At 61.6% G+C, this 19975-nt stretch carries 15 protein-coding genes; 10 read left to right on the top strand and 5 right to left on the bottom strand.

Annotation, left to right across the window (positions count from 1 at the left end; all coding sequences use genetic code 11):
- Positions 1–4 precede the first annotated feature (4 nt).
- The 7 genes from P5706_RS27040 to P5706_RS27010 all read left to right on the top strand — a co-directional run bounded on the left by P5706_RS27040 (position 5) and on the right by P5706_RS27010 (position 8057).
- Entirely contained in the window at positions 5–1345 is a 1341-nt protein-coding gene (locus P5706_RS27040; protein WP_285683157.1) for an MFS transporter, read from the top strand.
- 10 nt (positions 1346–1355) lie between these two features.
- Positions 1356–2117 carry an SDR family NAD(P)-dependent oxidoreductase gene (locus P5706_RS27035; RefSeq protein WP_200434649.1) on the top strand — a complete coding sequence of 254 codons (762 nt, stop codon included), beginning with the start codon at positions 1356–1358 and terminating at the stop codon, positions 2115–2117.
- Between the two features lie 138 nt (positions 2118–2255).
- Positions 2256–3005 (top strand): SDR family NAD(P)-dependent oxidoreductase, encoded by a 750-nt coding sequence (locus P5706_RS27030; protein WP_285683155.1) that lies wholly within the window; start codon positions 2256–2258, stop codon positions 3003–3005.
- Positions 3006–3018: 13 nt separating this feature from the next.
- Positions 3019–3315: a hypothetical protein gene (locus P5706_RS27025; RefSeq protein WP_017136312.1), complete on the top strand. Its 297-nt coding sequence runs from the start codon at positions 3019–3021 to the stop codon at positions 3313–3315.
- Positions 3312–4286 carry a CobW family GTP-binding protein gene (locus P5706_RS27020; protein WP_200434651.1) on the top strand — a complete coding sequence of 325 codons (975 nt, stop codon included), beginning with the start codon at positions 3312–3314 and terminating at the stop codon, positions 4284–4286. Before P5706_RS27025 ends, P5706_RS27020 begins: the two co-directional genes overlap by 4 nt.
- The gene (locus P5706_RS27015) at positions 4283–5458 is read left to right on the top strand and encodes an ABC transporter substrate-binding protein (protein WP_285683152.1); all 1176 of its coding nucleotides are present in this window, start codon (positions 4283–4285) and stop codon (positions 5456–5458) included. The genes P5706_RS27020 and P5706_RS27015 overlap by 4 nt, the downstream gene beginning before the upstream one ends.
- 262 nt (positions 5459–5720) lie before the next feature.
- Positions 5721–8057 (top strand): putative bifunctional diguanylate cyclase/phosphodiesterase, encoded by a 2337-nt coding sequence (locus P5706_RS27010; RefSeq protein WP_285683150.1) that lies wholly within the window; start codon positions 5721–5723, stop codon positions 8055–8057.
- A 173-nt stretch (positions 8058–8230) separates the two neighbouring features.
- Here P5706_RS27010 and P5706_RS27005 read toward each other — a convergent pair whose 3' ends face one another.
- Complete coding sequence (locus P5706_RS27005) at positions 8231–10648, bottom strand: glucose/quinate/shikimate family membrane-bound PQQ-dependent dehydrogenase (protein ID WP_200434654.1); 2418 nt, start codon at positions 10646–10648, stop codon at positions 8231–8233.
- Between the two features lie 907 nt (positions 10649–11555).
- Here P5706_RS27005 and P5706_RS27000 point away from each other — a divergent pair.
- On the top strand, positions 11556–11717 hold the full coding sequence (locus tag P5706_RS27000; RefSeq protein ID WP_285683147.1) for a hypothetical protein: 162 nt from the start codon (positions 11556–11558) through the stop codon (positions 11715–11717).
- Between the two features lie 463 nt (positions 11718–12180).
- Here the strand turns inward: P5706_RS27000 and P5706_RS26995 are convergent, their stop codons facing one another.
- Positions 12181–14199 carry a TonB-dependent receptor gene (locus tag P5706_RS26995; protein ID WP_285683145.1) on the bottom strand — a complete coding sequence of 673 codons (2019 nt, stop codon included), beginning with the start codon at positions 14197–14199 and terminating at the stop codon, positions 12181–12183.
- 205 nt (positions 14200–14404) lie between these two features.
- On the opposite strand from P5706_RS26995, the gene P5706_RS26990 reads away from it, so the two are divergent.
- Together P5706_RS26990 and P5706_RS26985 are read left to right on the top strand one after the other, a co-directional pair.
- On the top strand, positions 14405–14638 hold the full coding sequence (locus P5706_RS26990; RefSeq protein WP_010212838.1) for a VF530 family protein: 234 nt from the start codon (positions 14405–14407) through the stop codon (positions 14636–14638).
- Positions 14639–14642: 4 nt separating this feature from the next.
- Positions 14643–15266 carry a Pr6Pr family membrane protein gene (locus tag P5706_RS26985; protein WP_200434436.1) on the top strand — a complete coding sequence of 208 codons (624 nt, stop codon included), beginning with the start codon at positions 14643–14645 and terminating at the stop codon, positions 15264–15266.
- Positions 15267–15384: 118 nt separating this feature from the next.
- On the opposite strand, the gene P5706_RS26980 is transcribed toward P5706_RS26985, so the two are convergent.
- From P5706_RS26980 to P5706_RS26970, 3 genes are all read right to left on the bottom strand, one after another.
- The gene (locus tag P5706_RS26980) at positions 15385–16152 is read right to left on the bottom strand and encodes a siderophore-interacting protein (protein WP_285683142.1); all 768 of its coding nucleotides are present in this window, start codon (positions 16150–16152) and stop codon (positions 15385–15387) included.
- A complete protein-coding gene (locus P5706_RS26975) occupies positions 16149–16658 on the bottom strand; it encodes a PadR family transcriptional regulator (protein WP_200434437.1) in 510 nt (169 codons plus the stop codon). The genes P5706_RS26980 and P5706_RS26975 overlap by 4 nt, the downstream gene beginning before the upstream one ends.
- A gap of 93 nt (positions 16659–16751) precedes the next feature.
- On the bottom strand, positions 16752–19844 hold the full coding sequence (locus P5706_RS26970) for a transglycosylase domain-containing protein (RefSeq protein WP_285683140.1): 3093 nt from the start codon (positions 19842–19844) through the stop codon (positions 16752–16754).
- Positions 19845–19975 lie beyond the last annotated feature (131 nt).

Raw genomic sequence — 19975 nt, 5'->3', positions numbered from 1 at the left:
ATTTATGTCCATCTACAACAAGCTTGACCTGACTGGCTGGAAACCCCGGCAACTGACGTCCCAGGAGGTGCGCTTTGCTACCTGGATCGCGTTTTTCGCCTGGGTGTTTGCGGTGTATGACTTCATCCTGTTCGGCACCTTGCTGCCGGAGATCGGCCGGCACTTTGGCTGGGGTGAAGTGGAGCAAGCTGAAATCGCAACGTGGGTAGCGGTGGGCACGGCGGTGGTTGCCTTTGCGATTGGCCCGGTTGTGGACAAGTTGGGCCGGCGCAAAGGCATTATTTTTACCGTGGCAGGTTCCGCGCTGTGCTCGGCACTTACCGCGATTGGCGGTGCGTGGGGCAAGTCGCCGCTGATTCTGATTCGTTCGCTGGGCGGGCTTGGATATGCCGAGGAAACCGTCAACGCCACGTACCTGAGCGAGTTGTACGGTGCCTCGCAAGACCCACGACTGACCAAGCGCCGTGGGTTTATCTACAGCCTGGTGCAGGGCGGCTGGCCGGTGGGCGCGTTGATCGCGGCCGGGTTGACCGCGCTGTTGCTGCCGATTATCGGCTGGCAGGGGTGTTTCATCTTTGCAGCGATCCCGGCCGTCGTGATCGCGATCATGGCGCGCAAGCTCAAGGAGAGCCCGCAGTTCCAGATCCATCAGCGCATCAGTGAGCTGCGTAAAAGTGGTGCGGTAAAAGAAGCGCAAAACGTCGCCGTGACTTACGGCGTCGACTACGACGAACACAGCAAGGCTGGCCTTAAAGCCGCCTTCCGTGGCCCGGCCCGGCGCGCCACGCTGGTGATCGGCGCCGCGCTGTTGCTCAACTGGGCGGCCATCCAGGTGTTCAGCGTGCTCGGCACCTCGGTGATCGTCAGCGTGCACCATATTTCGTTCGAGAATTCGCTGATCATCCTCGTGCTCTCCAACCTGGTGGGCTACTGCGGTTACCTGACCCACGGCTGGATGGGCGACAAGATCGGCCGCCGTAACGTTATCAGCCTGGGCTGGATGCTCGGCGGCCTGGCGTTTGCCGGGATGCTGTTTGGCCCGAGCAATATGCCGATGGTGGTCGGGCTGTACAGCCTGGGACTGTTCTTCCTGATCGGGCCGTACTCGGCGGCGTTGTTCTTTATCAGCGAGAGTTTCCCGACCAGCATCCGTGCCACCGGCGGCGCGATCATCCATGCCATGGGGCCGATTGGTGCAGTGGTCGCAGGGTTTGGCGCCACCCAGGTGTTGTCCGCCGGCAGTGACTGGCAGACCGCCGCGCTGTGGTTCGGCGCGCTGCCGTGCTTCTTGTCCGGTGCGCTGATGTTTGCCGCACGCCATGTGCGCCCGGAAACCGTTCAGTAAGGAGTGTTAGATGAGCCGTAAAGTCGCCTTGATTACCGGTGCCGCCAGCGGCATCGGCCAAGCCCTTGCCGTGGCGTATGCGCGCAGCGGCGTGGCGGTGGTTGGCGGGTATTTCCCGGCCGATCCGCATGACCCGCATACCACCGTGGCCCTGGTGAAAGACGCCGGCGGCGAATGCCTGATGTTGCCGCTGGACGTGGGCAATAGTGCCTCGGTCGACGCCCTGGCCGAGGCCGCCGTGCAGCACTTCGGCCGCCTCGATTACGCCGTGGCCAACGCCGGTTTGCTGCGTCGCGCGCCGTTGCTGGAGATGACCGATGAACTGTGGGACGAGATGCTCAATGTCGACCTGACGGGGGTGATGCGCACCTTCCGCGCTGCCAGCCGGCACATGAAAGAGGGCGGCGCGCTGGTGGCGATTTCATCGATTGCCGGCGGTGTGTATGGCTGGCAGGAACACAGCCATTACGCAGCCGCAAAAGCCGGTGTGCCGGGCTTGTGCCGTTCGCTGGCGGTGGAGTTGGCGGCACTGGGGATTCGCTGCAATGCGGTGATTCCGGGGTTGATCGAGACGCCGCAGTCGTTGGATGCGAAGAATTCTTTGGGGCCGGAAGGCTTGGCCAAGGCCGCCCGGGCGATTCCGTTGGGCCGGGTAGGGCGGGCGGATGAGGTGGCGTCGCTGGTGCAGTTTTTGACCAGTGAGGCGTCGAGCTATTTGACTGGCCAAAGCATCGTCATCGACGGTGGTTTAACCGTGCGCTGGCCCGACTGACTGTACTCGATCTAAACATGTGGGAGCTGGCTTGCCTGCGATAGCGGTGGGTCAGCAACACATGTATCGACTGATCCACCGCTATCGCAGGCAAGCCAGCTCCCACAGGAGACCGTGTTTGCCTTAGGAGATTTGTGAATGTCTCAATTGAACAACCGTCGTGCCGTAATCACCGGCGCAGGCAGCGGCATCGGTGCCGCCATCGCCCGTGCCTACGCCGCCGAAGGCGCGCGCTTGCTGCTGGCCGACCGCAACGCCGCCAGCCTCGCCGAAACTGCTATCACTTGCCGCAACCTTGGCGCCGAGGTGGTCGAGTGCCTGGCCGATGTCGGCAGCGTTGAAGGCGCCCAGGCCAGTGTCGACAGCTGCGTCGAGCACTTTGGCGGCATCGATATTCTGGTCAACAATGCCGGCATGCTCACCCAGGCACGCTGCGTCGACCTCTCCATCGAGATGTGGAACGACATGCTGCGCGTCGACCTCACCAGTGTGTTTGTCGCCAGTCAGCGCGCCTTGCCGCACATGCTGGCGCAGCGTTGGGGCCGCATCATCAATGTGGCCTCGCAACTGGGCATCAAGGGCGGTGCCGAGTTGACCCACTATGCCGCGGCCAAGGCTGGAGTGATCGGCTTCACCAAATCCCTGGCGCTGGAAGTGGCCAAAGACAACGTGCTGGTCAACGCCATCGCCCCCGGCCCGATCGAGACGCCGTTGGTGGGCGGCATCAGCGCAGACTGGAAGCGCGCCAAAGCCGCCGAGTTGCCCTTGGGCCGCTTTGGCCTGGCCGATGAAGTGGCGCCGACTGCCGTACTGCTCGCCAGCGAGCCGGGTGGCAACCTGTTTGTCGGCCAGACGCTCGGCCCGAACTCCGGCGATGTCATGCCATGAGTGAGGTGTAAGCATGTGCGGACTCTGCGGCTTGCTCGGTGAAGACCTGCACTGGAGCGACCCCTTGGGCGATGAGCTGCCCAGGCGCCGCGAGCGCCTGCGCCGGATTGCGGCGATCAATCAGGTGCTGGCGGTGTTCCGGCTCAAGGTCGAAGACTTCCAGGGTGCGTCCTACCTGTTGTTGGGCGCTACCGGCAAACAGGCGCTGGCGAGTGGCCTGGATCAACTCTGGCAGGCGGCGGAGACCATGCTAGGTCGCCCGTTGGACCCGCTTGACCCACGATTGCTCGATCATCTGGAGTCGTCATGAGCATCGCCCTTAATGTCATCACCGGCTTCCTCGGCAGTGGCAAAACCACCTTGCTCAAGCGTTTGCTGCAAGGCGAAAGCCTCGGTGACACAGCCCTGTTGATCAATGAATTCGGCGATATCGGCATCGACCATCTGTTGGTGGAAGAGGTCGCGCCAGACACCGTGTTGCTGCCCAGCGGCTGCGTGTGCTGCTCGATTCGCGGCGAGTTGAAAGACGCGCTGCTCGGCCTGTTGCAACGCCGTGAGCGCGGTGAGATCCCGGCCTTCAAACGCGTGATCCTGGAAACCACTGGCCTGGCCGACCCGGCGCCGATCCTTGCCACCCTGAATAACGATGTGCAACTGCGTGGGCGTTTTCACATTGGCCTGGTGATCACCTTGGTCGATGCCAGCCACGCCGAGCTACAGGAGCGCTTGCACCCTGAATGGTTGGCCCAGGTGGCGGCGGCAGACAGGCTGCTGCTGAGCAAGACTGATCTGGCTGGCGACAGCGATTCACTGCGCACGCATTTACAGGCGCTTAACGCTGGCACTCCAATCCTCAATACTCATGAGATCCACAGCGGCGACCAGTTGCTGCTCGGTGAGGGGTTACGCAGCGCCGAGCCCGCGGTTGAAGTCAGCCGCTGGCAACTGCACCGCACCACCACGGCGAGCCACGGAGCTGCCCAGGTCTGCTGCCTGACCTTTGAGCAGCCACTCGATTGGGTGGGCTTCGGGGTGTGGTTGTCGATGCTGTTAAGATGCCACGGCGAACGAATCCTTCGCGTCAAAGGACTGCTTAACGTGAACGCCAGCTCGGCCCCTATCGTTATTCATGGCGTGCAGCATTGCCTGCATGCCCCGGTGCATTTGCCTGCATGGCCCGGCACCGACCGCCAGTCACGCCTGGTGTTTATCCTGCGTGGCCTCGACCCGGCGCTGTTACGACGCTCCTTTGAGGTGTTCTCTCGGCGGTTTGCGGCATGATCACACTGCGTGTCCTTGGTACTTCCGTGACCTTGCTGGAATGCCTGCGTGTGCGTGCCGAACAAGAGCTGGGTATTCGCTTGGTTTACCAGGTGCACGATGTGGCGCAGGCCCAGCGCATTGCGGTGATGCAACCCGAAAGTTACGACCTGTACGACCAGTGGTTTCACAACGTTGACTTCGTGTGGCCGGCGCGGGCGATCCAGCCCATCGACACGCGGCGTATTGCGTTGTGGCATGAAATCAATGACCTGCCCAAGCGCGGCCGGCTGTCGGCCAGCGACCGCCTGGGCAGCGGCAGCGTGCCCAGTGAGCGCCTGTTCGTGCAGCACGACGGCAGCCTGTGCAGCACGGTGACCGAGCGCATCAGCATGCTGCCGCTGACCCACAACGCCGATAGTTTTGCCTACCGCCCCGAGCGTTTGCCCGACGGCTTCAGCCACGGCAATGAAAGCTGGGGCTGGCTGCTCGACCCGGCCTGGCGCGCGCGTACTGCGTTGCAAAGTGACGCGGCGATTGGCGCGCTGGATGCGGCGTTGGCCGTGCAGGGCGCAGGGCTGGCGCAGTTCAAGGACATCGGCAACATGAGCATCGAAGAGATCGATGTGCTGGCCGACATCCTGGTGCGCAAGCAGAAGGAAGGGCACTTCGCCGCGTTCTGGTCCGATGATGAAGAAGCCGCGCAGCTGATGCTCAGCCCGAGTATCGATATCCAGAGCCTGTGGTCGCCGACCTTGATGCGCCTGCACCGTGCGGGTGTGAAGTACCGGTTGGCGGTGCCGCGTGAAGGCTATCGCGCCTGGTTCGGCGGCTTGTCATTGTCGCGCCATGCCCAAGGCCCGGTGTTGGATGCGGCGTATGCCTATCTCAATTGGTGGCTGTCGGGTTGGCCGGGTGCGGTGATGGCACGCCAGGGTTACTACATCGGCAACCCGGCGCGCACCCGCGACCATTTGAGCAGCGCCGAATGGGATTACTGGTACGCCGGCCTGCCGGCCCGCGAGGAGTTACTGGGCAGTGATGGGTTGCCGTTGATCGACATCGGTGACGTGCGCGATGGCGGCTCCTACGAGCAACGCATGGGGCACATCGCGGTGTGGAACTTGGTGATGGATGAGCACAACTACCTGGTGCGGCGTTGGGGCGACTTTATGCGCGCGCGCAGCGTTTAAGCCGATCGTTCCCACGCACCGCGTGGGAATGCAACCCCGGACGCTCCGCATTCCACGCTTGATGCGGCTGTTCCGCCAATAAAATGACATAAAAGTCCCCGTCCCAATTGGGTGTACTTATCCCAACTCCCAGCTAATCTGCTAAAACCAATTATTCAATTTAAATGGATGTTTTTTTGACGCCAGATCAGCCTCGTCAGGGATGCGTATGACCAAGGGACCCAGTGGCACAGAGAGGCGAACGCGGCCGCAGGGTTCGGCCATGCAGTGGCGCCACACGTTCCAGACCCGCATCGCCGGGGTGCTGGCGCTGTTGTTGCTGGTGGTGGTGGCGGCCACATACTTTGCGGTCAAGGCCGCCACCACTCGCGCCGTGGAAAACCAGGCTCAGGTTCAGCTCGACACCGGCATCCAAGTCTTTGAACGCCTGTTGGACCTGCGCGGGCGCCGCCTGCAATATGGATTGGACTGGCTGACCGTGGACGGTCCTTTCAAACAAGCGGTGATCGACGCCAAAGCCGATTCGATCCTGACCGCATTGCGCCGGCATGGCACCGGTATCCACTCCACCGAGGTGTTTGTCCTCGGCCTGGATGGCAAGGTGATGGTCAGCACCTTGCCGGTGTTGGTACAGGGCGCGGTGTTTCCTTATGCACAGGCCCTGCGTCATGCGCGGCGTAGTGGCCAGCAAATGCTCATCGTCGCTATGGACGGGCAGCCGTATTTGCTGGTGCAGGATGAAGTACTCGACCCGCAGCCCATCGCCCGCGTGGTCATGGGTTTTCCCATGGACAAGCTGTTCGCCAATGAATTGCGCTCCATGAGCAACCTTGAAGTGTCGTTCCTCAGTGAGCAGGACGGCCGCGTCGGCCAGTTGTTCAGCACTCAGCCTGAGGCCTATCAAGACACCGTCATCAGCCTGATGCGCGACAGCCACCCCAACCCTGAAGCGCAGATCAATGTGTTTCACGGGCAACGTGCACTGAGCCAGGTGCTGCCGCTGGCCAACACTGGCGATGGCGATCAAGTGCGCGTGTTGCTGCAAAGCCCGCTGGACCATGCGCTGGAATCCTTTGCGCCGCTGGACCGGCAGTTCCTCGGAATTGCCCTGGCGGTGCTGCTGGTGTCGCTGGTGGCCGCATTGTTTTTGGCGCGGCGTGTATCGCGCCCGCTCAATGCCTTGGTCGAGGCTGCTGAACGCATTGGTGCCGGTGACTACCGCACGCCGGTGCGGGTGCGCAGCCACGACGAATTCGGCTTGCTGGCCCGCGCCTTCAACGCCATGCAAAGCGGTATCGCTGTGCGCGAGCGGCAACTGGCGCATAACGCCTTGCATGATCCGCTCACCGGCTTGCCCAACCGCGCCCTGGCCATGGAGCGCCTGGGCAGTGCGATCAGTGCGCGGCGGCCGGTGGTGTTGCTGTACGTGGGGATCGAAAACTACCGGGTGATCAACGAAGGGTTTGGCCCTCAGGGCGTCGAAGAAATGCTGCGTGAAGCCAGCCGGTGTTTGTCCATGAGCCTGTTGGCCAGCGACACCGCGGCGCGCATCGCCGGCAGTGAGTTTCTGCTGTTGCTGGAGAACACCGAGATCGACCGCGCCGTGGCCCGCGCCGACCGCCTTTACGGGCTGCTCACCGAACCCCAGCGCATCGGCAATGATGAGGTGCGCCATGAGGTCAGCATCGGCATCGCCGCGTACCCCACCGACGGCCAGCAGGTCGAAGAGTTGATCAGCCGCGCGGCCATTGCCCGGCATGATGCGGCGAGCCTGCCTGGGCATTTGCAGATCTATCAACAGGACCGTGACTTGGCGCACCAGCGCCAGATCACCTTGATTCGCGACTTGCGCCGGGCGGTGGTCGAGGGTGAATTATTCCTGTGTTATCAGCCTAAACTGGACCTCAAGCACGGCCATGTGCGCCAGGCGGAAGCCTTGTTGCGCTGGCAGCATCCGACCCTTGGGCAGGTGTCGCCCACCGAATTCATTCCGCTGGCCGAGCGCACTGGCAGCATGGGCAGCCTGACTTTGTGGGCGATAGAGGAGGCGATCCGGCAAATGGCCGAGTGGGCGCAACGGGGTTTGCACCTGCAACTCTCGGTGAATATCTCGGTGGATGATTTAGCGGATGATGACTTGGCCATCCGCGTCACCGCCTTGTTGATGCAGTACAAGGTCTCGGCCGAGCAACTGATTTTCGAGATCACCGAAAGCGCGATCATGCATAACCCGCAACAGGCCCTCGTGGTGCTGGAGCAACTGCGTGGCTGCGGCATCAGCCTGTCGGTGGATGACTTCGGCACGGGCTATTCATCGCTGGCCCAATTGCAGCGTTTGCCGGTGCAGGAATTGAAGATCGACCAGTCGTTTATCCGCAACCTCGACAGCGCCAGTGGCGACGGCGTGATCGTGCGTTCGACCATTGAAATGAGCCACAACCTGGGACTCAAGGTAGTGGCGGAGGGCGTGGAATTCGAGCCCAGTCTGAAGTTGCTCAGGCAGTGGAAGTGCGACACGGCGCAGGGGTACTTGATCAGTCGACCACTGAATGCCATGGCGTTTGAGATGTGGATGCGGCGCGAAAGAGTCGTGTTGTAAACCTTGATCTCCAGACATTCCTGTGGGAGCTGGCTTGCCTGCGAATACGGTGTGTCAGTCACCTGATGCATTAACTGAAAGATCGCATTCGAGCTCCCACATTGGATCCTCATAGGGCATAAAAAAGGCGGCTACCCATCAGGTAGCCGCCTTTGTTTTACCGCCGCTTCAGCTTAATCCGGCAGTTTGAACGCCATCACATAGTCACCCTGCTTGGTGCCCAGCGAGCCGTGACCGCCGGCCATGACCAGCACGTATTGCTTGCCGTCCTTGCCGGTGTAGGTCATCGGCGTGGTCTGCGCGCCTGCAGGCAGGCGGCCTTCCCACAGTTGCTTGCCGTTTTTCACGTCATAGGCACGCAGGTACTGGTCGAGGGTGCCGCTGAGGAATGCGACGCCGCCAGCGGTGGTGAACGTACCGCCCAGGCTAGGCACGCCCATGGTCAGCGGGATTGGAACCGGCGAGCTGTCGCGCACGGTGCCGTTCTTGTGCATCCAGATGGTCTGGTGGTTGGTCAGATCGACCGCCGCCACGTAACCCCACGCCGGCGCCTGGCACGGCAGGCCCAGAGGCGACAGCAGTGCTTCGAGGATCACGCCATACGGCGCGCCTTTGTTCGGCTGCACACCTTCGGTTTCGCTGACGCGTGGGCCTTGCTTGGCAATGTCGGCCGCCGGGATCAGTTTCGATTTGAACGCCATGTAGCTCGGGTTCACGAAAGCAATCTGGCGAACCGGGTCGACGGAAATGCCGCCCCAGTCGAACACGCCGAAGTTGCCTGGGTAAACGATCGAACCTTGCAGCGATGGCGGGGTGAACGGACCGTCGTAGCGCATGGATTTGAAATCAATCCGGCACAGCATTTGGTCGAACGGGGTCACGCCCCACATGTCGCGTTCTTTCAACGGCGGCGGCATGAAGTTCAGGTCGGACTTCGGTTGAGTCGGCGAAGTGTGATCACCGGCCACTGCGCCTTGCGGCACAGGGATTTCGTTGATCGGCACCACCGGCTTGCCGTTGCTGCGGTCCAGCACGTAGATGCTGCCTTGCTTGGTCGAAGCCATTACCGCTTGCTTGACGCCGTCAGCGGTCTTGATATCGATCAGCGAAGGCTGGCCGCCCACGTCCATGTCCCACAGGTCATGGTGAGTGAACTGGAAGGTCCACTTCACGTGGCCGCTGTCGATATCCAGAGCGGTCAGGCCGGCGCTGTATTTTTCCGAGTCTTCGGTACGGTCGCCGCCGTATTGGTCAGGCATCTGGTTGCCCATCGGCAGGTAGAGCATGCCGAGTTTTTCATCGACGCTGAACATGGACCACATGTTCGGCGAGTTGCGGGTGTAGGTCTTGCCCTCGGCCAACGGGGTGGTGTCGTCCGGGTTGCCGCTGTCCCAGTTCCACACCAGCTTGCCGGTGTGTACGTCGAACGCGCGGATGACGCCGCTAGGCTCGTCGGTGGAGACGTTGTCGGTCACGTGACCGCCGATCACGACCAGGTTCTTGGTCACGGCCGGTGGCGAGGTGGAGTAGTAACCGCCTGGGGCGAAGCTGCCGATGTTGGCACGCAGGTCGACCTGGCCTTTGTCACCGAAGTCTTCGCACATCTTGCCGGTGTCGGCGTTCAGGGCGATCAGACGGGTGTCGGCAGTCGGTACGAAAATGCGTTTCGGGCACACGGCGCTGACGGGTGCAGTGCTGGCGGTGCCGGTCGGGCTTTGTTCGGAAGCGTACACCGCGTCATCGTGATACGACACGCCACGGCAGGTCATGTGCGCCCAACCCTTGAAGTTCGCGGCACCTTCGGTGCTGATCTTCGGGTCGAAACGCCAGATTTCCTTGCCGGTGTCCGGGTCCAGGGCAATCACCTGGCTGTGCGGCGTGCACACGTAGAGCATGCCGTTGACTTTCAGCGGGGTGTTTTCTGCGGTGGTTTCACCGGGATCGCCTGGGCCAGGGATATCACCGGTACGGAAGGTCCACGCCGGCACCAGCTTGTGGGCGTTTTCCGGGGTGATCTGCGCCAGTGGCGAGTAACGATCACCGAAGGCCGAGCGGCCATAGGAGTTCCAGTCGCCATCGGCCTGGGCCGGTGCGGCGCTGGCCATGCCTGGCGCCGCGTCGCGGTCCAGTTGGCCGGTCTTGACCATCTCGCCCGGGTTGGTGAATTGGCTGGCCAGGGCGGCAGCGCCCGCCAGCACCACGGCTACGCTCAGCGCGCCAGTGCCCAGCGGCGCGGGTTGGCCGCGCAGCAACGGACGGCGAAACCACGGCAGCAGCAAGACGATGCCCAAGGCGAACAGCAGTGCCAGGCGCGGCACCAATTGCCACCAGTCCAGGCCGACTTCCCACAGTGCCCACACGGTACTGGCGAACAGCACCAGTGCGTACAGGCCCAGCGCTGCGCGGCGGGTGGCCAGCAGCAACACGCCGGTGAGGGCGATGCCGATACCGGCCAGCAGGTAGTACAGCGACCCGCCGAGCATGCTCAGCTTGACGCCGCCAGCCAGCAAGGCCAGCCCCATGATCAGCAGCAAGACGCCTAGCAGCCTGGGCAGCAGGCGGCTTGGGCTTGAAGCACCATCAGTGCTCATAGTGTGTTTCTCCGTGACGTTGGAATTATGTAACCCCGTGCTTCACTGTAGATGACGATTCGGCGCGGGCTTGGTTCAGCGTTAAATTGGGTTTTTTCTGGGGATAAGTCGGTTATCCACAGGCGGGCGATTGAATCCCACGCGCGGGTCGGTTTAAGACAGCGCTGTCTTTTAGGCAGGGAATATTCGGCAAGATGGGATCGACCGCAGGCGTGAAACGTTTCAGTTTGTTGCGGCAAGGATAAAGCGCCTTCTCGTTTTGAGAAAGGGTAATTGGTGAGATGCATCATTTCAGATCTGGTAACAGTGACAGAACGTCGCTGCCATAATGGCTGTAGAGGCTGGCTTTTGTGGGAGCTGGTTTGCCTGTGATCGTCATAGGCATCTATACAAATATTGGGGTTTGGGGGGAGTACATATCCGTTGCTGCGGTAACGGCTACTTAGGGTTCCGCCCTTACGGCGGGTCACTTTTGGCAAACGCCCCAAAAGTAACCAAAAGGTCTGTGCCCCACCACTCGGCCCCTCGCTTAGGCTCGGTGTGCCCTCACTCCGGCTTGAATCCGTGGGCCGCCGCGATGGGCCATCCTTGGCCCAGCGCGGCTAACCCGGCGTCCTGCCGGGTTACCCACGGATTCAAGCCTGCGTTCGGCCATCGTGGTTAACGGGGCGCCTCAGATCAAAATCAAAAGCAGATCAAGATCAAGATCTACAGCACGGCGGCCTGAAAGCCGACCTGAGTGGTTGAAGCAAAAGCCAGATCAAGTGCGAAGCAAAAGCCTATCTGAATACACTGAAGAGCTGCTTTTCTGTGGGAGCTGGCTTGCCTGCGATGCAGACACCTTGGTGTATCAGGCACACAGAGTTGATGCCATCGCAGGCAAGCCAGCTCCCACCTTTGACCGAGTATGGCTTTGCTGTTGCTGTTGCTGTTGCTGTTGCTGTTGCTGTTGCTGTTGCTGTTGCTGTTGCTGTTGCTGTTGCTGTTGCTGTTGCTGTTGCTGTTGCTGTTGCTGTTGCTGTTGCTGTTGCTGTTGCTGTTGTTCCGGCCCTTACATCCTTTTCGATGACGAAGTCAGCGGTCTTTTGATCTGCGCTTTTGATCGTGACCTTGATCTGAAATCGCCCCGTCAAACACGATGGCCGCAATTCGACAGGGATTTGGGGGGTAAACCGGCAGGGATGCCGGTTTAGCCGCGCTGGGCCAAGGATGGCCCATCGCGGCGGCCCCCCAAATCGCTGTCGGATTGCGGGCATGCCGAGCCTAAGCGAGGCACCGAGTGTTGGGGCGAGGACTTTTTGGTTACTTTTGCGTCCTTGCAAAAGTGACCCGCTGTAAGAGCGGAACCATAGGCCGCCGTTACCGCAGCAACGGATATGCACCCCGACCACCCAGCCCCAAGACCGCCTCAACATTAACGTTGTGCGATAGCGATAGCGTCACCTCGGCACCCCAGTGAAACCGCTGTGCTGCTATCGCAGGCAAGCCAGCTCCCACAGAAGCCGGCTCAAACAGAGGAGTTGCGCTGCTTTCTAGAAGGTGGTGCGCACGCCGAACTGCACGCTGCGCCCAGGGGCCGGGGCGATATCGCGCAGGATCGAGCTGGCATAGCGCACGGTCTGGTTGGTGAGGTTTTCGCCATTGACAAACGCCAGCCATTGGCTGCCACCCACATTGAAGTGATAACCGGCGCTGGCGCCCAAGGTGGTGTAGCCGTCGGTGCCGCTTTCGTTATCCGGCACACGCCCTTGACCCGCAGCGTGTTCCACGTCGATCCGCGCCTGCCAGCGGTCCAGTTCCCACAGCAAGCCGCTGTTCAGGCGCAGAGGCGCAATACGTGGCAACGCTTCGCCAGTGTCCAGGTTGGTGGCGCGGGTGTAATCGCCCGACAGCTCGAGGGCGAACTTGCCGTAGGCGCCTTCGCCCAGCTTCCAGTGATCCTGGGCTTCGAAACCGGCGAAACGTGCGCGCACGCCGGAATATTTGTATTCCGGGATACCGCCCGCGTCTTCTTCACCTTCATCGTTCAGCGTGCGCCCAGTGCCCAGTAAGCCGATGTAGTTGGAGAAGCGGCTGTAGAACACGCCGAAACTGCCCTTGTGCGTGCCGTTGTCAAAGCGCAGTGCCAGGTCGCTGGACACGGCTTTCTCTTTCTTCAGGTTGGCATCACCCAACTCGTAAGTGCCGGTGGCGACGTGGGCGCCGTTGGCATACAGCTCGTAGAAGGTTGGCGCGCGCTCGGTGTAGCCCAGTGTCGCGGCCAGCGACCAGACCGGCGTAAGGCTGTACACCGCGCCGGACGACAGGCTGCCGGCGGTAAAGTCATTGGATTTATCGGCACCGGCAAAGCGTGCATTGCCTTTGGCATTCGGGTCGACGTTGGTGTGTTCCACACGCCCGCCAAGGCTGAGCTTGAGGCGCTCGGTGGCCTGCATTTCTTCGAGAATAAACAGCGCGCCGGCGTTGGTGTCGGTCTGCGGCACAAAGGCTTCTTCGCCCAGAGCCGAGAACTCATTGCGCGTCACTTGGGCGCCGACCACGCCATCGAACGGGCCGAGCGGCTGGTGGCGCGCTTCAACGCGGGCTTCATAGCCTTTGTTCTTGAAGATCGTACCGGTTTCGCCGCCTTCGATTTCACGGTGTTCGTAATCGGTGTAGCCCGCGTCGAGTTTTACCGAGGTGAACGGGCCCTGCAGGTTGCGGATCTCGGACGCAAAGGCGTAGTGATCCTGCTTCATGCGAATGCGCACGTCTTGCTCGGCGGGTGAACCGTAGTTGCTGTCGTAGTTGCTGTAGGACAGCCCGGCATAACCGTCGTCCCAGGTATAGGAACCGCCGACCGCGCCGCCATCCTGGCGCCCGTCGCTGTTGCCCAGTCGGCCACTTTTGCCGGGGCCGTCTTCGGTCTCTGGGGCATGGCGGCTGCGGGCCTGGCCGGGGATTTTGAGGTCGTTGAATTGCCGCGCATTCGCGTCCAGGTGCAAGGCGAAGGTGCCGTTGCCGGCTTCCAGTTTGCCCGCGCTGCTGCGGGTGGTGTCGGCGCCGCCGTAACGCAGTTCACCGGCACCGTGGATGCCTTCGATGGCCTCGGTGGGAATGCGGTTGTCGAAGGTGTTGACCACGCCGCCGATGGCGCTGCCGCCGTACAGCAGTGCAGCCGGGCCACGCACGATTTCGATGCGGTCGACGTTGATCGGGTCCAGCGGCACGGCGTGGTCATAGGACAGCGACGAGGCATCCAGCGCGCCCACGCCGTTGCGCAGGATGCGAATACGGTCGCCGTCCTGGCCACGAATGATCGGGCGGCTGGCGCCTGGGCCGAAGTACGACGACGACACGCCCGGCTGCTTGTTCAGGGTTTCACCGAGGCTGCCTTTTTGTTGCAGGGTCAGGTCGTCGCCTTCGAGTACCGTGGTGGGCGAGGCGAGTTGTGCGCTGCCCAACGGGTTGCCGGTAATGACTTGCGGTTGCAGCTCAAGGGCGTGGGCTTCGGAGCAGATCAACAGGGCGGCGGCGAGCGGGGTCAAGCGCCACAGAGAAGAGAGAGACATCAAACATTCCTTGGTCAAACGGCACAGAAAAGAGAAGGCTTAAAACGGTATCGGGCTTGATAATTATCGTTACAATATAACATCTCTTTTTTGCCTGAAAAGGGGAACTTTTTTCCAGGGGCTATATTCAATGCAGTGCTTCCACCTCTACGCCCCGTCGGCTAAGGTGCGCGGCTGTATTTCCTCTTTTTGCAAAAGGCCTGGCATGACCGCGACAAGCAACGACCCACTTCACGGCGTGACCCTGCAGCACGTCCTCACCACGTTGGTGGAGCACTACGAATGGAGCGGGCTGGCCGAACGCATCGATGTGCGCTGTTTCAAGAGCGACCCGAGCATCAAGTCGAGCCTGACCTTCCTGCGCAAAACGCCGTGGGCGCGGGAGAAAGTCGAAGGCTTGTACGTCAAGCTGATGCGTACCAAACGCCCGCTGGATTGAGGCCATGAAGCGGTATGTGGCCACAGCTGCGCTGGCTGGCTGGACAGGGCTGGCGATTCAGCAATACCTGATTTTCTATTCGCGCTGGGAGGCCGGCGCGAGCCTGTTGGGCGGGCTGATCAACTTTTTCAGTTTCTTCACCGTGCTGACCAACACCCTGGTGGTCGTGGTGTTGAGCTATGCACTGGTCAATCGCGAGTCGGCGGCAAAGCGCTTCTTCCTGGCGCCTACCGTCAGCAGCGCTATTGCTACGAGCATCGTCGTGGTGAGCCTGGCCTACAACCTGTTGCTCCGGCATTTGTGGAGCCCCACCGGCTTTCAATTTATTGCCGACGAGTTGTTGCACGACGTGTTGCCGGTGCTGTTCGTGATCTATTGGTGGCGTTGTGTGCCCAAGGGCGCGTTGCGCTTCAAGCACATTGGCGGTTGGGTGATTTACCCGCTGGTGTACTTCGGCTATGTGCTGCTGCGCGGGCATTTGTTGGGGCAGTATCAGTACCCGTTCATCGATGTGGACAGCCTCGGTTATCCACAGGTGTTTGTGAATGCCGGGGGGATTTTGGCGGGGTTTGTTGGGATTGCGTTGGCGATGGTGGGGTTGGACAAAGTTCTTAAACGGGCAGCGTAAAAATGTGGGAGCTGGCTTGCCTGCGATGGCGGTGCATCAGAAACAAATTGTCCAACTGACCCACCGCCATCGCAGGCAAGCCAGCTCCCACATTGGATCTTCAGTGGACTTGAGGGCTTTATTCTTCTTCGCTGTCCTCGGCACGCCAGTATCCCACGGCCTTGAGGAACGCCTCATTGACCTGGTGCGTGTCCAGCAACACGCGGCGCACCTGGCGTGACAGCTTGGTTTCCGTCGCGACAAAGCTGTACAGCGAGCCGCTCGGCAGGGTCAGGTTGCGCACCGTCTCCAGCAGGTCGTCCTGGCCGCGCACCACCCAAACCACCTGCACATCGGCGGCACTGTTCAGTGGTTGCTGTTCCGCCGCATTGGCGATTTCAATCACCGCCAGCACCTTGCGCCCGGCCGGCAATTCTTCCAGGCGACGGGCGATGGCCGGGATCGCGGTTTCATCCCCGATCAGCAAGTAGCTGTCGAAGATATCCGGCACGATCATCGAGCCGCGCGGCCCGCCGATGTACAGGTGCTGGCCGACTTGCACCTGATCGGCCCAGGTGGAGGCAGGGCCATCGCCGTGCAGCACGAAGTCGATATCCAGCTCGCCGATGCTCAGGTCGAAGCGCCGTGGCGTGTAGTCGCGCATGGCCGGTTGCGGGCCGTCGCCCTTGATGTTGAACGTGGGGCTTTCCAGTGCGGCCTGTTCGGCGGCGTTCTGGGGGAACAGCAGCTTGATGTGGTCGTCACTGCCCAGGCTGATAAAACCGGCCAGTTCCGGCCCGCCCAAAGTGACGCGGCGCATGCGTGGGGTGATGTCTACCACCCGCAGCACTTGCAGGCGGCGGCGTTTGATTTCGTGGGTAACGCGATGGATAGCTTGAGTATTCATTGGTCTTTCCCGTCGGCAATGGCTTGAGCGGTGCCGTTGAGCAGCGCCGCGACACGAACGATTTCTTCCGGGCTCCAGCGCCCGTGGTGCGAGTGCAAGGCGTGGCGCAGGTTATGCACCGCCTCGTGGATTTCCGGTGGGCGGTCGTGGCCACGCAGCGAGCGCTTGCTGACATCAATGCGCATGCGCACGCCTTCTAGGGCAACGGCTTGCTCGCTTAAGAAGAGACGACCGGCGTCGGTGATTGTGTAGCGTTTTTTTCCATTCTCGGCGTCGCCGCTGATCAACTCGCTCTCTTCGAGAAAGGTCAGGGTGGGGTAGATCACGCCGGGGCTGGGGCTGTAGGCGCCGTCGAAGAGGCTTTCGATCTGGCGGATCAGGTCGTAGCCGTGGCACGGCTGTTCGGCGATCAAGGCCGGCAGCAGCAACTTCAGGTCGCCAGGGGCGAATACCCGTGGGCCGCGGCCGCCGCGTTTTTCAAACTCGCTGCGATATTCGTGTCGCATCTGCAGGCTCTCCGTCACGTCAAGATATAACTTAAGATACAACTTAAGATATATCTTAAATTGACGGTAGCCCGAAACGACCAACGGTCATGATCAGGGCTGACATGCGCTCTGACTGCCGCCTTGCAGGTAAGGCGTCAAGATCGGTGCCATGCCTTTGAGCACCTGCACCGGCAGCGCCGAGGTGAACTTGAAGTTTTGCGCCGAACTGCCTGGCACAAAGGCGGTGAGGGTGCCAAAGTAGCGCTCGCCGATGTAGAACACGAACGTGGCGGTGCGGTTGATCGCTTTGGAACTGATCACCCGGCCACCGGCGCCCATCGCTTCGATGCGGTTGTCGCCGGTACCGGTCTTGCCCCCCATGGCCATCGGCGTGCCGTCGGCCTGTACGAAGCTGCCGGAAACACGTTTGGCCGTGCCCGCATCCACCACTTGTGATAACGCGCCGCGCAGCGCGGTAGCGACCTCGGACGGCATTACCCGTTTACCCGTATCGGGGGTGTTGACCACGCGGGTTTCGTAAGGCGTGTCGGCGCCAAAGCGCAGGCTGTCGATGCGCAGCACTTTGCCGCGCACGCCGTCGTTGAGGATGATGCCCATCAGTTCGGCGAGCGCGGCGGGACGATCGCCCGAGCTGCCAATCGCGGTGGCCAGCGACGGCACCAAGTGGTCGAACGGGTAGCCCACCGCCTGCCAGCGCTGGTGAATATCCAGGAACGCCTCGACCTCCAGCATGGTGCGGATGCGGCTGTCACGCGCACTTTGATGGCGGCTCTTGAACAGCCAGCTGTACACCTCCTGGCGTTCGAATTGGCTGGCCTTGACCACTTCGCTGAAGGTCGCGTCAGGGTGGTTGAGCAGGTAACCGAGCAGCCACAGGTCCAGCGGGTGGACCTTGGCGATATAGCCCTGATCGGGCAGATCATAGCGGCCGGGGCCGTAGTCGGTGTACAGGCGTTGCAGGCGTTCGTCGGTGAGCTTGTCGGTCGTTTTAGCGCTGATCAGATGTGAGCGGACAAAGCGGTCGAAGGTGTCTTGATCAGCCTCGGGGAACAGGTAGCGGTGCACGGCCGCCATGCGGATCGCCGTGGGGTGCAGCCCATCGAGGAAGGTTTCCAGGCGCGCCTGGGTGTCTTTTTTCTGGTACTTCTTCCAGAACTTGAGCAGGAAGGTGGTGCCCTCACGGTCGGCGAATTGGGCCAGGTATTCCTGGCGCCGCGGGTCGTCATCATCCTTGAGCAATTGCGCACTGTTGTTGGGGCCTGCGTAGGTGACATAGCGCTCCAGGTCGCGCATCAGCCGGATAAACGGCAGGTTGATCGACTCGCGCAAGGCGTCTCGCAGTGATGGGCTGCGGCCATTGTCCTGGTTACGGAAATTGTGGAAGTGGTGCATGCCGCCGCCGGTAAAAAAGTCTTCGTTGGGGTTGGCCGAGTAGGTCCGGTCGAGGGCCGCATCGAGCATGTTGGCCAGGGATTTTTCGGGGTTCTGGATCAGGTAATCGACCGCCCAACGGCTGATGCGGTCCTGCTCGGCGATCTCGGTTTTTTTCAGCACAGCGGGTGTTTGCGCGGCGTAGCGAGCATGCAGCTCGCTGATGATTTGCAGGTAGGTGGTGAGCACCCGCAGCTTGGCGGTGGAACCCAGTTCCAGCTTGCTGCCCTCGTTGATGTCGAAGGGCTGGTCGGTGTTGTCGGTTTGCACGCGCACCCGCGAGCCATCCGGGGTCAGTTCGAACAGGGTGAAGCTGTAGCGCACCTGGGGCGTGCTGGCCGGTGTGAGCAGGCGCTCGCCGAGCAGGCCCATTTTGCCGGCGAAGGCGGGGTCGGCCAGTTGCTTGAGGTAGTCGGTGGCCTGGCTTTGCAGCTCAGCCTGCAAGGTGCTGGTGGCCGCCAGGTCCAGGCGGTCGAGGTCGTACAGCGGGCGGTCGAGCAGAGCAGCGAGGCGGCTGCGGGCAACGCTGATGCCCTTGTTAGTGTCGATGGGCTGCACGGTCGGCTGTTGCTGCCAGTCACGGTAAGTGACATGGGATGCCAGGGCAGCCTTGAGCAACGGCGGGTCGATCACGGCGTTTTGCGCCAGCAGGCGCAGGTGGCTGTCGGTGAGTTGCGCCAGTTCCTCGCGCCCGTTGGCCAGGTAGTGAGACGGCCGGCGCTGGGCGATCATCAGCGACAGCACCTGGCGCAAAGCCAGGCCACGTTGCGGCACATGGCCGGCATCATTTTCGCTGCCGCTCAAGGCCTGGTTCACCTGTTTGAAGTCAGCGCCGTACCACACGCGCAAACCCTCGGCCATGCCATGCACTTCGCCATGCCCCGGCACGGCGGACAGCGGCACGCTGTTGAGGTAGTCGCGCACGATGTTCTGGCGTGCCACGCGGGTGTCTGGCCCAGTCTGGTAGGCGCGCACTCCTGCGGACAGCATCTGGCGCAATTTTTCACTGCCGGACAAGGTCAGGCCGTCGGGCGAATGCCGGTATTTTTCCAGCTGAGTGGCCAGGGTACTGCCGCCGGCACTCTGACCGGGCAGGTGCAATACCTTCGCGACTTGCGACCAGGCCGCCATGGCAAAGCGCGGCCAGTCCACCGCCGGGTTGGCCTGCGGCTGGGCGGGGTCGAGCATGTCACGGTTTTCGATGAACAACAGGCTATTGACCACCAGCGGCGGGATGGCGGCAAAACTTGAGTACAGCTGCTGCGGATATTCGAACTGGTACAGGGGCAAGGCGCGACAGTCGGTGATCGAAAGGCCGGCCTGGATTTTCTCCGGGTAAGGCACGAAGAGACCGTGGCCGGCGTAGCTCATCAGCGCTGGCGAAAACTGCACCTGGGACTCAATCACATAACCACGCTTGAGCAGGCGCGGCAAAAAGGTGCCGAGGTCGCTGTAGCCCAAGCGGCGGTCGAACGGGCCGGCGCCTGGGTAAACCATTGCCTGGCTGGGGCCGGGTTCAAGCCGGTAGGTGAGGTTGTGGGCCAGGCGGCTCAGTTGCCGGGCTTGCAGGGCGGATGTGCGTATCTCTTTGGCGGCGGCGAACCCCAGGGCAACCAGCACCATCAACACAATCAGCCAGAACAGGCGCCGCATGGGGTGGGGCCTGGGTTTATTTTTGGGTAAAGGCGCTGGGTCCGAACTGCCTTGTAATTTCGCAGCCTTGGTCGATTCGGTTTGCCACAGTGCGCCCATAGTCGATTGATCCTGCACGCAGATTGATCGGACTTGCCTGAAGCTTAGTCGCTGGGCGATCGCTGTGAGGGAATTGTGATTGGGTTGTCGGAATCTTCTTTGAGGGCGTGTGAATGCAGGGTGGGTTGCGA

The organism is Pseudomonas sp. ChxA, from assembly GCF_030263855.1.
GTDB classification, from domain to species: Bacteria; Pseudomonadota; Gammaproteobacteria; order Pseudomonadales; family Pseudomonadaceae; genus Aquipseudomonas; species Aquipseudomonas fluorescens_CB.
The sequence above is the reverse complement of the archived record's forward strand: the minus strand, read 5'-3'. Positions and strand labels throughout refer to the sequence as shown.

Bases quoted from the DNA above. Each gene is read 5' to 3' on its own strand.
- P5706_RS27040 (WP_285683157.1), top strand. From the start codon at position 5: ATGTCCATCTACAACAAGCTTGACCTGACTGGCTGGAAACCCCGGCAA.
- P5706_RS27035 (WP_200434649.1), top strand. From the start codon at position 1,356: ATGAGCCGTAAAGTCGCCTTGATTACCGGTGCCGCCAGCGGCATCGGC.
- P5706_RS27030 (WP_285683155.1), top strand. From the start codon at position 2,256: ATGTCTCAATTGAACAACCGTCGTGCCGTAATCACCGGCGCAGGCAGC.
- P5706_RS27025 (WP_017136312.1), top strand. From the start codon at position 3,019: ATGTGCGGACTCTGCGGCTTGCTCGGTGAAGACCTGCACTGGAGCGAC.
- P5706_RS27020 (WP_200434651.1), top strand. From the start codon at position 3,312: ATGAGCATCGCCCTTAATGTCATCACCGGCTTCCTCGGCAGTGGCAAA.
- P5706_RS27015 (WP_285683152.1), top strand. From the start codon at position 4,283: ATGATCACACTGCGTGTCCTTGGTACTTCCGTGACCTTGCTGGAATGC.
- P5706_RS27010 (WP_285683150.1), top strand. From the start codon at position 5,721: ATGCAGTGGCGCCACACGTTCCAGACCCGCATCGCCGGGGTGCTGGCG.
- P5706_RS27005 (WP_200434654.1), bottom strand. From the start codon at position 10,648: ATGAGCACTGATGGTGCTTCAAGCCCAAGCCGCCTGCTGCCCAGGCTG.
- P5706_RS27000 (WP_285683147.1), top strand. From the start codon at position 11,556: ATGGCTTTGCTGTTGCTGTTGCTGTTGCTGTTGCTGTTGCTGTTGCTG.
- P5706_RS26995 (WP_285683145.1), bottom strand. From the start codon at position 14,199: ATGTCTCTCTCTTCTCTGTGGCGCTTGACCCCGCTCGCCGCCGCCCTG.
- P5706_RS26990 (WP_010212838.1), top strand. From the start codon at position 14,405: ATGACCGCGACAAGCAACGACCCACTTCACGGCGTGACCCTGCAGCAC.
- P5706_RS26985 (WP_200434436.1), top strand. From the start codon at position 14,643: ATGAAGCGGTATGTGGCCACAGCTGCGCTGGCTGGCTGGACAGGGCTG.
- P5706_RS26980 (WP_285683142.1), bottom strand. From the start codon at position 16,152: ATGAATACTCAAGCTATCCATCGCGTTACCCACGAAATCAAACGCCGC.
- P5706_RS26975 (WP_200434437.1), bottom strand. From the start codon at position 16,658: ATGCGACACGAATATCGCAGCGAGTTTGAAAAACGCGGCGGCCGCGGC.
- P5706_RS26970 (WP_285683140.1), bottom strand. From the start codon at position 19,844: ATGGGCGCACTGTGGCAAACCGAATCGACCAAGGCTGCGAAATTACAA.